Genomic DNA, 13,193 nt, shown 5'->3' on the forward strand with positions numbered 1-13,193 from the left:
AAGTGCATGGCTTTTTTTAGATTTCCCCACTTTTCCTTGCACTTCAAAAAATGCGAAATCGAATTTTTTTTTGAGCTAGCCTCAGGTACGCCACCTACTGCCCGGTCGAAGATTGAGGTATAAGCATACATCTTCACTTCGCCCACTTGTATAAGAGGCACTTGAGATTTTAAGCGAGCCCTATTAGGAGATTTTAAGAAAGGGATTTTTATAGTCTTAAACTGACTTATTTATTTCTCCACAATAAAGTTTGAGCAAAATGATTGCAGTATTGGGAAGCCAACATAAAAAAAGCCTCATAGCTGATAGCTATGAGGCTTATATAATATTGATATAAAGTATATTATTTAACTGAATCGATAACGCTTTTAAAAGCTTCAGGATGATTCATAGCTAAATCAGCTAATACTTTTCTGTTTAATTCTATTCCTTTTTTGTTTACAGCACCCATGAACTGAGAATAAGACATTCCGTGTTCTCTGGCACCTGCATTAATTCTTTGAATCCACAATTTTCTGAATTCTCTTTTCTTTTGTTTCCTATCTCTGTAGGCATACAACCAACCTTTTTCAACGGCATTTTTAGCTACCGTCCAAACGTTTTTCTTTCTACCCCAGTAGCCTTTAGCATACTTAAGGATTTTTTTTCTTCTAGCTCTTGAAGCTACATGATTTACTGATCTTGGCATAAATTATAATTTTTTGGAAATTGGTGACCAACATTGAAGTTGATTCTTGACATTACCATATATCCCGGTTAAACATTGAACCTTAGTTCATTTAATTGTGCGAAATATTAAAGATTAAGCATGTCTTTTACTCTACCTACATCTGACTTGTGTACAAGCCCCATGTCTGTTAAGCGTCTTTTCTGCTTTGTTTCTTTTTTGGTTAAAATATGACTTTTAAAAGCGTGTTTTCTTTTGATCTTACCGCTTCCAGTCAATTTAAACCTTTTTTTCGCGCCTGATTTTGTTTTTACTTTAGGCATTTATCTATTTATTTAAATTGGTTACTTATTTACCCTGTTTAGGAGTTATGAAAAGTGTCATTCTTTTACCTTCTAACTTAGGCATCTGTTCAACTTTTCCTAAATCTTCTAATTCTGAAGCAAAACGCAATAATAAAAGTTCACCTCTGTCTTTGAAAACAATTGTTCTACCCACAAAATGAACAAAAGCTTTAACTTTTGCTCCCTCTTTTAAAAACTTCTTAGCGTGGTTCAATTTGAAATCAAAGTCGTGGTCGTCTGTATTGGGTCCAAAACGAATTTCTTTAAGAACCGTCTTTTGTGCTTTAGACTTGATTTCTTTCTGCTTTTTCTTCTGTTCGTATTTGAATTTTGAATAATCAATAATCTTACAAACAGGAGGCTCAGCTTTTGGAGAAATCTCAACTAAGTCTAAGTTCTGCTCCTCAGCCATTCTTAGCGCCTCACCAATGGTATAGACATCAACTTTTACATTTTCACCAACTACACGAACCTCTCTAGCTCTAATCTTACTATTTACCTTATAAGGTTCTTCTTCCCTACCTCTAGGTCTGTAGCTGCCTTTTTTTCGCATTTTACTAATATTAACCTCCTTTTTTTTATTAACAGTGTGCAAATATCGTTATAAATCTTGGATTACAAAATTTGAAACCAAAATCTAACACTCATTATTGCTTATTTTCTATACTATCAATCACTTTTTGATTGAAAAATGTTTTAAAATCTTCCAAACTCTTGCTTCCAACATCCCCCTCACCATGCTTCCTTATGGATACTTTTCCTTCAGCTTCTTCTTGCTCTCCGACTATCAGCATATAAGGTATCTTTTTAACTTCCGCATCTCGTATTTTTCGGCCAATTTTTTCATCTCTATGGTCAATAAATCCAGTTATGTCATTAGCCTCTAATTCAGTATAAACTTTATTGGCAAAATCAGCATATTTCTCTGAAATAGGCAGGACTGCTACCTGTTCCGGAGATAACCATAAAGGGAAATTTCCTGCGCAATGCTCTATCAAAACGGCTACAAATCGTTCCATGCTACCAAATGGGGCACGGTGAATCATTACCGGTCTGTGCTTGCTGTTATCCGCTCCAACGTATTCCAATTGAAAGCGTTCAGGAAGCGTATAGTCTACTTGAATGGTTCCTAGTTGCCAGCTTCTTCCCAAGGCATCTTTTACCATAAAATCAAGCTTAGGGCCATAAAAAGCGGCTTCACCTAATTCAACAACTGTTTTAAGACCTTTTTCTTCAGCTGCTTCAATTATTGATTTTTCTGCTTTATCCCATAATTCATCTGATCCTATATATTTCTCCTTATTATCAGGATCTCTTAAGGATACCTGAGTTACAAAATTTTCGAATCCTAAAGAATTAAATACAAATAAAACAAGATCTATAACCTTAATAAATTCTTCTTTTACCTGATCGGGACGGCAGAAAATATGAGCATCATCCTGCGTAAAGCTTCTGACTCTAGTTAAACCGTGTAATTCACCGCTTTGCTCATATCTATAAACAGTTCCAAATTCAGCAAGTCGAATAGGCAGGTCCTTATAACTCCTAGGTTTAGTTTTATAAATTTCACAATGATGAGGGCAATTCATTGGTTTCAACAAATACTCTTCATCACTTTTGGAATCATCATCTGATGGTGCTGCAATGGGTTGGAAAGAATCCTTTCCATATTTTTCGTAATGACCAGAAGTAATATATAATTCTTTATTTCCAATATGTGGAGTAATTACGGGCTGATATCCAGCTTTTACCTGTGCCTTCTTTAAGAAGTTCTCCAAACGGTCTCTAAGCATAGTTCCTTTTGGTAACCATAAAGGCAATCCCAGACCTACTTTCTCAGAAAAAGCAAACAGCTCCATTTCTTTACCTAACTTTCTGTGATCTCGTTTTTTAGCCTCTTCTAATAGCTCTAAATATTCTTTTAGCTCTTTTTGCTTAGGAAAAGTGATACCATAAATTCTTGTTAACTGCTTACGTTTTTCATCACCTCTCCAATAAGCACCTGCAATATTTAATAATTTTACCGCTTTGATATAGCCAGTGTGCGGAATATGAGGCCCTCTACATAAATCAGTAAAGTTCCCTTGTTGATAGAAAGTGATTTCACCATCATTTAAACCATCAATTAATTCCAGTTTATATTCATCTCCTTTTTTCTGGTAATAATCAAGAGCATCTTTTTTAGAGACTTCAGAACGTTGGAATTCATTTTTTTGGCGAGCTAATTCAAGCATCATTTGCTCAATTTTCTCTAACTCCTCTCCTTGCAATTCCTTATCTCCGAAATCTACATCATAATAAAAACCATTGGCTATAGGAGGTCCTATACCGAATTTTATACCAGGATACAGCTCTTCTAATGCTTCCGCTAATAAATGAGCAGAAGAATGCCAAAACGTATTTTGTCCTTCAGGATCATTCCACGTAAGCAATTGGATATGCGCATCTTCATTAATGGGCCTGGTTGAATCCCAAACTTGTCCATTAACTTTTGTTGACAATACATTTCTTGCCAAACCTTCACTTATGCTCATGGCAATATCATGGCCAGTCACTCCTTGATCAAATTCTTTTATACTGCCATCAGGCAAAGTAATCTTTATTTTATTACTCATAATTAAGTTGTAATTCTTACTATAATTAATGCATTAAATTATGGAAATGAATCCTGACCACAAATATGCAATTTTTGATTTAATAAGTGCGAAAGGATTGGATGTAAAATATTATTAATTACCGATTATTTCGCCTTGGGAGTTTAATGTTTTTAAAACATTTCCTTCCTCGTCATATAAAAAATAAATTCCTGCCTCAACTTTAGCACCACCTAAAGTGCTTCCACTCGCATACTCTAACTTCCAGATTTCCTCTAAATCTGGAGATAAATATTTAACGATTTGAGATTTTTGATCTTCTCCTAAACTTCTTAAATTAAGCAGAAGGTTATTATTTAGCAGTAGCATATTATTAATAGTAAAAGCACTGTCTAATACTTTAAAAGATTTAATTTTCATATCAAAACCTGCAGAAGCAACGAACGGGTTTTCTACTATTAATCCTCCAACTAACAGCATAGAGTCTAATTCGATGGTATTCATAACATACTTCTTGCTTTCCCTTGTTGCTGCTATTAAAGGCGTTAAATAAATAGAATCAGATTCATAAGTGAAAAATTCAATTTGACGAGACATTACCTCACTCTTTTGGCTTACGTTATTCAATTTTTGCTTAAGGATTGTCTTTTCTGTATCAATATATGCATTAATAGAAGGTTCAAAACCATCAAAGAATAACTGAAAATCTTTTACAGTTCTATCAATAAGATTTTCATCTATCATTTCAATTAACTCCAATTGAGCAGCTAATTTGTCTTTGTACTCTTCTACTATATTTGCTCTTTGATAAATATTTGAAGAATCTGCTAAAACCGGGTATAAATTCACATTTGCAAGTAATCCGGTCTGACTTTTTTGCTTTTTATACTCCAATAAATTTAAAATGACATTGCTTTTATCGAGTTTACTTAGTCCATTTTTCAATTCCTCAGGAATTATCATATTCTGAATATTGGCAGAATCTTTAGCATCCTTATTTTTGGAAATCGCTTCATCAAAAGCAGCATCAGTTTTGTATAGCAAATCTTTAAGTGGTTTTACCTCAGATTCTATTTTATCTTTTAGACTCAAAAGGTATTTTTCATAATCCTGAATTGAAATTATAAATGTTTTAAAATCAGATTGGATTAGTTTTAATCCATACCAGCTTTCAATTTCGATAATATTTAATTGTGGATTATACCGTGGGTGATTTAGGGATTTTAATTTCTTGCTAAATTTAGTATAGCCATTAATGAATTCATTATAATGATCAATAACTTCTTTTAAATCCTCTTTATCTGGAGAATTAGCTCTTAAGACAAAAGCCGACTCATCAGGATAAGCTTCGTAAAATGAATTTACAATTTTGGCAAATTGCTCATATTCTTGAAAGGATTTGTCTTTAAGTTTATGTAACTCAGCAATCAGCTCTTTCTTATTAGTTATTTCTTTTATCTTATTTTCATAGTCAAGATGAATATCGGATATTTTTATACCAAATTTTCCAGTCCTAAGGTCTCTCCTATTATAAGCTGCATAATAATTATCGTTTTTCCTGATTTCACGATCATCAACCAATGAGATTGATTTTTTGTATGCACTTATGGCCAGATTAGCCATAGAATCATATTTCTCCGTAGATGGAAATATTATAACTGTATCAAGTTTAGAGACAATGATTTCACCTAAATAGAAATAGGCGTTAGCCTCATCATCATTATCCTCTAGAAATTTCAAGAGTTGTGGTTCAGCTGATGTAAAGTCTTTACTTTGAAGAATCGGAAATAAATTTTTATATCTAATTCGCTGGGCTTCGACACTTGATATAAAAAGTAATGAAAATAATATCCCGATTAAATAAAACCTCATCTGCTTTATTTGATTAGTTAAAAACGAGTTTTAAATATTACAAATGTAAATTATTCTAAATAAACTCCAAAGCCTTCATCCGACCAGTTGAAGTTTATATGCTCTTGAATAGTAGTAGCAATCTCTATTCCAGTATAATTAGCAGAAATTGGAAATGAACGATGTGCCCTATTCACTAAAAAAGCAGTCTCGATTTTTTTTAAATTTAATGCAATTAATGGCTTTAATGCATAGAAAATTGTTTTACCTGAGTTCAAAACATCATCAACAAGTAATGCAACTGCGTTTTCTGAATTTGGAATTGAACCGTTTAATTTCACTTTAGCATCAGCAGGAGAAGATTTATCAATGGCAATAGATAAAATTTCAGGATTCAATTCGCTAATTTGATTAAGCTCTTCACTAATTTTTTTAGCTAAAATTGCTCCTCCTCCTTCTATTCCAATAATGAATAGATTATCTTCTTTATAATTATTCTCTAAAACCTGAAAAGCTATCCTTTTGATTTTACTCTGGATAGCTTCTCGGTCTAAAATTTGGTTGCTCTTACTAAGCATAGTATTATTTATTTTCAGGTATCGGCATCTTTTTGCTGTCCTTAAAAGTAGATAAAATTACCATGGATTGCATACTGTCCACTACTTCAATTTCACTTACTTTCTCAAGCATTAATTTTTGATAAGATGGTATATCCTTAGCAATTACTTTTAAAATAAAGTCACTAGACCCTGTCACGTGATTACATTCTATGATTTCATCTACACCATCTATCGCTTTAATGAATTTTTCAATATTTGACCTATTATGTCCTTTTAAAGAAACCATTACGTAGGTGCTAACACCTAAATTAATTTTCTCATTATCAAGTTTAGCATGATAGCTTTTAATTATACCAGCATTTTCAAGTTTCTTAACTCGCTCTAAGGTTGGCGCAGGAGATAGTCCAATATCTTTCGATAATTGTGCATTGGTTATTCGGCCATCTACTTGCAGAATATCCAATATTTTTTTGTCAATTTTATCCAGTTTGAAAGGTAACATTTTAATTATTTCGTGTTTTCAATTATAACGCAAAATTAGTGTATATTATTGATTCTACCTGCATAGAATCCTGCTTTTACCAAATTTATTTTTGTGAATTGATAAAAAATATAACATATATATTGAATTATTAATATTGAACTTCCTTTATTACAATAATGAATCAAATTAATATTAATTTCAACTTTTAAATTTGATTTGAATTAATTCATGCCTACATCAAGCTTTACTGAAAATTGGATTCAATTTAATGGTTTAAAATACGCTCTTAATGACTTCGTTAAGAATCATTTTAACGAAACATCTGAGCTTATAAAAATAGTACAGCAATTCATCAACGATTGGAAATCTGACAGTCAATATATTTTACAGCAAACCTCCGGTTCAACAGGAACACCAAAAACTATTGAAATTGCAAAAAGCCAAATCAAAGCTAGTGCACAAGCTACTTTAGATACATTAGGTATAAGGACCGGAGATCATGCTTTATTATGTATCAATCCTGAATATATTGGGGGTAAAATGATGATTGCCCGGGCAGTGATAGGCGGATTAAATTTAAGCATCACCCCTATTAGTTCTAACCCACTAAAAGAATATCAAACAAGTGATGTTATCAATTTCTTTTCTTTTGTTCCTTACCAATTTGAAAAGATTTTAGATGAAAGTCCAGACAAAATTCAAATGCTGGATAATTCTAAAGCAATTATTCTCGGAGGTGCTCCTGTTTCAGATAGTTTAGCGCAAAAAATTAAATCAACATTCAACAAAACAAGCCTTTACAGCACTTATGGGATGACTGAAACTGTATCTCATGTGGCTTTGAAACTGATTAATTCAGATAAGAATGAAGGGTTCAAAGCATTGAAAAATATAGAATTTTCTACTGACAAAAGAAATTGTTTGGTCATTCATGCTCCTGAAATCAGTGGTCAGGAAAAATTGATTACCAATGATGTTGTTAATTTAGTAAGCTCTACTGCATTTCATTGGTTGGGTAGATATGATTATGTCATCAATTCGGGTGGTATTAAAATTCATCCGGAGATTATTGAAAAAGAGATTGCCGAATTATTAGAAAAATCTGCTATCAATAATCGCTTTTTTGCTTTTGGCCTGCCAGATGAAAAATTAGGAGAATCTTTGAACTTGTTGGTTGAAGGTGAAGTAGATAAAGATTCCATTTATGATTTGTTAAAAAAGAATTTAAAAATATTTCATGCTCCTAAGAAAGTATTCTCAATAGATCATTTTGTAGAAACTGAAAGCGGGAAAATCAATAGAAAAAAAACGATTGATACTATAGAAAGTAACTCAAACTAAAGGATATGAAAAAAGCATTTAAAATTTTAGGAATTACCTTGCTCAGCATACTGGGTATTTTACTGATTCTACTTTTGAGTTTCTATAAGACTGACATTCCTGCAAGTGAAAACCATGAAAAATATTTCACTGATGAGTCTCAATATATTGAATTAGACAGTAACAAAATACATATCCGGAAAATGGGTAAAGGTTTTCCAGTTCTATTGATTCACGGTAGTTTTTCTTCTTTACACACATGGGAAGTTTGGCAAAAACAATTTGCTAATGATTTTACTACTATTTCCGTTGATTTACCCGGACATGGATTAACGGGGCCTAATCCTCAAGGAAAATACGATACTGATTATTATGCAAGTTTACTATGGAGGTTGGTTGAAAAACTAAATTATGACACAATTTCAGTAGCTGGAAACTCTATGGGTGGACAAGTAGCTTATAAAATGGCCCTGCAAAACCCGGGAAAAGTTAAAAAATTAATCCTCATCAATTCTTCCGGGGCCAGACTTGCAGCAGACACTACTGATTTTAAAGACCAAAATACATTTTCGGTATTTTCAATAATCAACCACCCTGTCTTCTCCAAATTAATGACCAGCATTACCCCTAAATTTCTATTTGAGATGAGTTTAGAACAGGTTTATTATGATAAATCGAAAATCACAGACCAAAAAATCCAGCTATATTATGATTTAATGCTTCATGAAGGAAACCGAGAAGCAACTTTAAAAAGATTTAAACAAAGGGCGCCATCTGAATTTGAAAGCTTAAAATACCTTCAATGCCCAAGTCTTATTATCTGGGGTAAGCATGACAGCTGGATTCCGGTTTCTCATGCACATCGGTTTGATAGCATTCTACCCCATAGTACTTTAAGGATTTATGAGGATGCGGGACATGTGCCGATGGAAGAGATCCCTTTAAAAACAGCTGAAGATGCATTAAAATTTTTAAGAAAATAAAATTAGTTATGAAATCCCTTTCCTCTCAAATCTTCAAAAACAGCATGGGCAGCATATCTTCCTGAAGCCATTGCAGCATTGATAGAGCCATTTAATAAATAATCACCAGCTAAGTAAACTCCTGCCTGAATTTTTGACTGAGAAGGCTTCATTTTGTTTTGAAAATCATCTATTTGAGGAAGTGCATTATCAATATAGAAAGTCTTCAAATGCTCAAGTGTAGCATTACCTAATTCAGGGAAAATTTCCACAAGCTCTTTTAATATTCTTTGCTTTAATTGCTTATCATTTTCTTCATAGTTTTGCGTAACTGAAACTGATAATAAATAACTCCCCTCCGGAGCATAAGAAGAGGAAGTATTATTCATAACGGTAATATTATTGATCAATATTTCCTCATTGGGTACCAAAGCAATCAAAGATTTACCTATTGGATCAATATTAGAGCTAAAATATAAGTTGGTCACAAACTGGTCTTCAGCAAACTGACCGCTTAATTGTGGTAATAATTGATCAGGTTTAGTCGCAATAATAATCACATCGGTATCTAATTCATCTCCATTATCCAAAGTAACTTTTTTCAAGCCTACTTTTTCCACTCTTTGATTAAATCTTATATTGGTTTGTGATAAATTGCTCGCTAACATTTCAGGAATAGCTTTCATGCCTGCTTTCGGAACTGCTGCATGTCCTTCTCCAAACATTTTAAATACAAATTCCAACATTCTTGAAGATGTATTCAATTTATTTTCCAGGAAAATACCGCCAAAAAAGGGTTTGAAAAATTGCTTTATGATGTTTTCACTAAATCCTTTTTCTTTTAGAAATTCAAAAGAAGAGGTTTCAGGTTTTGCAAAAATCTCATTTATTGACAATTTCTTTAATTCCCTATTCCATTGAAAAATCTTTAATTTATCTGAAAAGCTTCCAACTGGCGAAAACAACATGCTAAAAAGTGAAGTTGGCTGTCTTAAAGGGTCGGATATTATATAATTTCCATTTTTTGAATCAATAATTAGAGCTCCTGGAGTAAATTTTTTAAGCTTCAACTTTTCAAAATCCAAATAATGTTGAGCTTCAGGATAAGCAGTTAATAATACTTGAAATCCATGATCTAATAAAAACTCACCTACTTTATCTGTTTTCACTCTTCCTCCGATGCTGTCTGAACCTTCAAAAATAGTTGGCTTGAAACCTGCTTTTTCTAACTCTATTGCTGCTGTTAAACCGGCTATACCCGCTCCTATTATAATAACTTTTTCGTTTTGCATGGAATTCCCTGTGATGTTATTTTGATCTTTTGAAAATATAATTCAAAGATGATTAATAAATTGATTTCTAGAAACGGAAAACCTACAAGTTTTGGTTTTATTGCAATAGCATTTCAAAAAAATAATGTTTTATATTTAATTATTATCGCTTTAACCGCAACTACTAAATCTCTTGTGGCTTGCGAAGCTAAAGTTCCAACTATCTTGACTATATTTTTATTAAAGTCTACCTTCAGCAATCTTTTTAAGTTTAGCAGGATCTAATGGTTTACTGATAAATCCTTTTATAGATGGATTACTTTCTGCTTTCTTAAGATCTAAGGGGTTAATAGAAGAAGATGTTATGTAAATGATTATGTCATGCTTAATTTTTGATTTTTCAAGTGCATCTATGAACTCCCAGCCATCCATCATAGGCATATTAATATCTAAAAATATGATTTCTGGAAAAGGTTTTTCATCAGAAGATTTTAAATATTCCATAGCCTCTCTTGCATCTTCATAACTATGAATATGATCAGCGAATTTTTCATCTTCGATGATTGTCTTTGTTAGAAATATAAACAAATCATCATCATCTATCAAAAATATATTTTTAAAGGTCGCCATCTTTCAAAAAGATTTTAAAGGTTGTTCCAATACCCAGCTTGCTTTCAACTTCAATTTTACCACCCATAGATTCTATCTGATTTTTAGTTAAAAATAAGCCTAATCCGCGAGAATCTTTATGGGAATGAAAAGTTTTGTACATACCAAAAAGCTTTTCGCCATATTTTTCTAAATCAATACCTAAACCATTATCAGCAATTTCAATGATTACTATACCATTAAAATTACGACTACTTACTCTTACAAAAGAATCATCCTTTTCAGGATCACTATATTTTATGGCATTAGTGAGTAAATTGGTGATAATACTTTCTAAAAAAGCTGGTACTGCTTCAACGATTATACTATTAGAAATTTTATTTAGGAAACCAATATTAGATTCCTTTATTAAGTTTTCGAATGAATCATAAAAACTCTTTACAGCATCGTTTAAATTTATTTTTTGCATTTCCTCCGTAGAAGACACAACAGAAACTACACTGTTAAGATGATGAAGCGTATCATCAAGCTTATTGGAAGCTTTATTTAACATTTTCATGTATTCATTTTCACCTATCTCAGGATGCTTCCTATTTATTAAATACATTAACCCCTGAATATTAGCGGAATGCGATCGAAGATTATGAGAGACTATGTACGTGAAATTTTTAAGCCTGTCATTTTGATCTTCCACAATACCTAAATATTTACTTATAGCGGTTTCTTGTTCTTTTCGACTAGAAATATTGGTAATATAACCGTCAAGCCTAACTGGCTTACCATTTCTATATATAAATTTACCCTTAATCAGCACCCATTGTATAATACCTTCCCTAGTAAGGATTCTATATTCGGCTTCAAAAGTTCCACTTTCGGATAAATCTTGATAAGCTTTCTCAACCAAAGGTTTATCCGCTTCATAAATTGATGCCTCCCAAGTATCACTAACAGTTCTACCTAAATAGTAAGATACTGGAAAGCCTGATACATTTTCAATAGAGGGAGTTATATACAACATTCTATAATCGGGTAAAGTAACGGAATACACCACATCTGTCATTTCCTTCAAGATGCTTTGCATTTGGTTTTTAGTTTGATCTAGTTCCTTTTGAGCAACAATTCGTTTGGTGATATCAATAAAGGTAATGACCACTTCATTCACTTTACCATTTTCATAACTCATAGGTGCACCTGAAACAGATAAATATTTAATAGTTCCATCTTTCCAAATAAGACTAACTGGAGTGTCCTTTACTACTTCCCCTGTCTGCATTACTTGATTATAAGGCAATTTCTCTTCTGGAAATGGATCGCCATCCATAGTATAAAATTCCCAAATAGGATCATTAAAGGCCTTTTGTTCAATTACACTTTTATCTAAACCTAATAATTTTTCTGCCCCAGTATTCGCATAAATAATCCTTGCCTTACTATCTACTACAAGTAAACTTAATGCTCTAGTATTAATAATATCATCTAAAAACTTCTTTTCCCTTTCCAATTCAAACTCAAGCCTTTTTCTGCCTGAAATCTCCATGTGCGTACCAGAAATCCTTGAAGGAGCACCTGATGCATCTCTTTCTACCACTGAGCCTCTATCTAAAATCCATATATAATGACCTTCTTTGTGTTTTGCCCTAAGTTCTACGTAGAAGTCGCTTTTGTTTGGATCTGGAAAGACCGTTTCCATGATTTGATTCAATTTTGACATATCATCAGGATGAACCAAGGAATGCCATTTATCAATAGAAGGGGCAAAATCTGATGATTTATACCCAAGCATTTGGTACCAACGATCATTTACCGTCATTTTACTGGTTAATGCATCCCAATCCCAATAGCCTAATTCACTACCCTTTAATACAAATTGAAGCCTTTCTTCGCTCTCTTTTAGTAAACTCTCCTTTATCTTTCTTTCTGTGATATCGCTTTCAATAGCTATAAAATTTGTAAGCTGTTCCTTTTCATTAAATACAGGATTGAATGTAACCGAAACCCAATATTTTTCACCTGATTTTGAATAATTAAGTATCTCTTGGGTAAAGGGTTCAAGCTTTTTCAAGCCTGCCCTATTTGCTTTAATATGTTCCGGACTAGTTTCTTTGCCATGTACAAATTTACCAGGCTTCCCTCCTCTCAATTCACTGAGACTATAGCCAGATTTAGCTTCAAATGCTGGATTAACATACTCTATTTTACCTTTATTATCAGTAATAACTACTAAATTATTGGTTTTTTCGGCTACCAAAGAAAGTCGATTTAGTTGTCTTTCGAACTCTAGTTCTTCAGAGATATCTTTTACGATAGCAACAAAATGTGCGCTCACGTTTTCATTGTGAATAAATTGCAAACTTACTTCCACAGAAATATCTTGGCCATTTTTTAATCTGTGTACAGTTTGAACTCTAAGACTTCCTAATTCCCCAGTTATTAGTGGGGCTATTAAGCTCTTAAATTTTTCTTCAGGATATTCTGGATTGATGTCAAATGGGTGTAGTTGCAATAACTCCTCTTCTGAATACCCCATCATA

12 protein-coding genes are annotated in these 13,193 nt (G+C 32.7%); 2 read left to right on the plus strand and 10 right to left on the minus strand.

Going from position 1 to position 13,193, the window contains the following annotated elements:
• Positions 1–343 precede the first annotated feature (343 nt).
• The 7 genes from rplT to Q0L29_RS04970 all read right to left on the minus strand — a co-directional run bounded on the left by rplT (position 344) and on the right by Q0L29_RS04970 (position 6,518).
• Positions 344–688: a 50S ribosomal protein L20 gene (gene rplT / locus Q0L29_RS04940; RefSeq protein WP_296619575.1), complete on the minus strand. Its 345-nt coding sequence runs from the start codon at positions 686–688 to the stop codon at positions 344–346.
• 107 nt (positions 689–795) lie between these two features.
• Entirely contained in the window at positions 796–990 is a 195-nt protein-coding gene (gene rpmI / locus Q0L29_RS04945; protein ID WP_296619577.1) for a 50S ribosomal protein L35, read from the minus strand.
• 25 nt (positions 991–1,015) lie between these two features.
• Positions 1,016–1,564, minus strand: coding sequence for a translation initiation factor IF-3 (infC, locus tag Q0L29_RS04950; protein ID WP_296619579.1), 549 nt, complete (start codon positions 1,562–1,564; stop codon positions 1,016–1,018).
• Positions 1,565–1,658: 94 nt separating this feature from the next.
• Entirely contained in the window at positions 1,659–3,626 is a 1,968-nt protein-coding gene (gene thrS, locus Q0L29_RS04955; protein ID WP_296619581.1) for a threonine--tRNA ligase, read from the minus strand.
• 114 nt (positions 3,627–3,740) lie between these two features.
• On the minus strand, positions 3,741–5,477 hold the full coding sequence (locus Q0L29_RS04960) for a hypothetical protein (protein WP_296619583.1): 1,737 nt from the start codon (positions 5,475–5,477) through the stop codon (positions 3,741–3,743).
• Positions 5,478–5,527: 50 nt separating this feature from the next.
• On the minus strand, positions 5,528–6,034 hold the full coding sequence (locus tag Q0L29_RS04965; protein WP_296619586.1) for a phosphoribosyltransferase family protein: 507 nt from the start codon (positions 6,032–6,034) through the stop codon (positions 5,528–5,530).
• A gap of 4 nt (positions 6,035–6,038) precedes the next feature.
• Complete coding sequence (locus tag Q0L29_RS04970) at positions 6,039–6,518, minus strand: Lrp/AsnC family transcriptional regulator (protein ID WP_296619588.1); 480 nt, start codon at positions 6,516–6,518, stop codon at positions 6,039–6,041.
• A 210-nt stretch (positions 6,519–6,728) separates the two neighbouring features.
• Between Q0L29_RS04970 and Q0L29_RS04975 the strand changes: the two genes are divergently transcribed.
• Positions 6,729–7,841 (plus strand): AMP-binding protein, encoded by a 1,113-nt coding sequence (locus Q0L29_RS04975; RefSeq protein WP_296619589.1) that lies wholly within the window; start codon positions 6,729–6,731, stop codon positions 7,839–7,841.
• Positions 7,842–7,846: 5 nt separating this feature from the next.
• The gene (locus Q0L29_RS04980) at positions 7,847–8,803 is read left to right on the plus strand and encodes an alpha/beta hydrolase (RefSeq protein WP_296619591.1); all 957 of its coding nucleotides are present in this window, start codon (positions 7,847–7,849) and stop codon (positions 8,801–8,803) included.
• A 2-nt stretch (positions 8,804–8,805) separates the two neighbouring features.
• On the opposite strand, the gene Q0L29_RS04985 is transcribed toward Q0L29_RS04980, so the two are convergent.
• The 3 genes from Q0L29_RS04985 to Q0L29_RS04995 all read right to left on the minus strand — a co-directional run.
• Positions 8,806–10,074, minus strand: a complete 1,269-nt coding sequence (locus Q0L29_RS04985; protein ID WP_296619592.1) for an NAD(P)/FAD-dependent oxidoreductase — start codon at positions 10,072–10,074, stop codon at positions 8,806–8,808.
• Positions 10,075–10,293: 219 nt separating this feature from the next.
• Positions 10,294–10,683 (minus strand): response regulator, encoded by a 390-nt coding sequence (locus Q0L29_RS04990; protein ID WP_296619593.1) that lies wholly within the window; start codon positions 10,681–10,683, stop codon positions 10,294–10,296.
• Positions 10,670–13,193, minus strand: a 2,524-nt coding sequence (locus Q0L29_RS04995; RefSeq protein WP_296619594.1) for a PAS domain S-box protein, incomplete at its 5' end; no start/stop codon positions are given. The genes Q0L29_RS04995 and Q0L29_RS04990, both read right to left, overlap by 14 nt.

Origin of the sequence: Marivirga sp. (assembly GCF_024636815.1) — a bacterium.
In the GTDB taxonomy this organism is placed as follows: Bacteria; Bacteroidota; Bacteroidia; order Cytophagales; family Cyclobacteriaceae; genus Marivirga.

Excerpts from the sequence above, each read along its gene's own strand:
- rplT (WP_296619575.1), bottom strand. The coding sequence starts at position 688 with ATGCCAAGATCAGTAAATCATGTAGCTTCAAGAGCTAGAAGAAAAAAA.
- rpmI (WP_296619577.1), bottom strand. The coding sequence starts at position 990 with ATGCCTAAAGTAAAAACAAAATCAGGCGCGAAAAAAAGGTTTAAATTG.
- infC (WP_296619579.1), bottom strand. The coding sequence starts at position 1,564 with ATGCGAAAAAAAGGCAGCTACAGACCTAGAGGTAGGGAAGAAGAACCT.
- thrS (WP_296619581.1), bottom strand. The coding sequence starts at position 3,626 with ATGAGTAATAAAATAAAGATTACTTTGCCTGATGGCAGTATAAAAGAA.
- Q0L29_RS04960 (WP_296619583.1), bottom strand. The coding sequence starts at position 5,477 with ATGAGGTTTTATTTAATCGGGATATTATTTTCATTACTTTTTATATCA.
- Q0L29_RS04965 (WP_296619586.1), bottom strand. The coding sequence starts at position 6,034 with ATGCTTAGTAAGAGCAACCAAATTTTAGACCGAGAAGCTATCCAGAGT.
- Q0L29_RS04970 (WP_296619588.1), bottom strand. The coding sequence starts at position 6,518 with ATGTTACCTTTCAAACTGGATAAAATTGACAAAAAAATATTGGATATT.
- Q0L29_RS04975 (WP_296619589.1), top strand. The coding sequence starts at position 6,729 with ATGCCTACATCAAGCTTTACTGAAAATTGGATTCAATTTAATGGTTTA.
- Q0L29_RS04980 (WP_296619591.1), top strand. The coding sequence starts at position 7,847 with ATGAAAAAAGCATTTAAAATTTTAGGAATTACCTTGCTCAGCATACTG.
- Q0L29_RS04985 (WP_296619592.1), bottom strand. The coding sequence starts at position 10,074 with ATGCAAAACGAAAAAGTTATTATAATAGGAGCGGGTATAGCCGGTTTA.
- Q0L29_RS04990 (WP_296619593.1), bottom strand. The coding sequence starts at position 10,683 with ATGGCGACCTTTAAAAATATATTTTTGATAGATGATGATGATTTGTTT.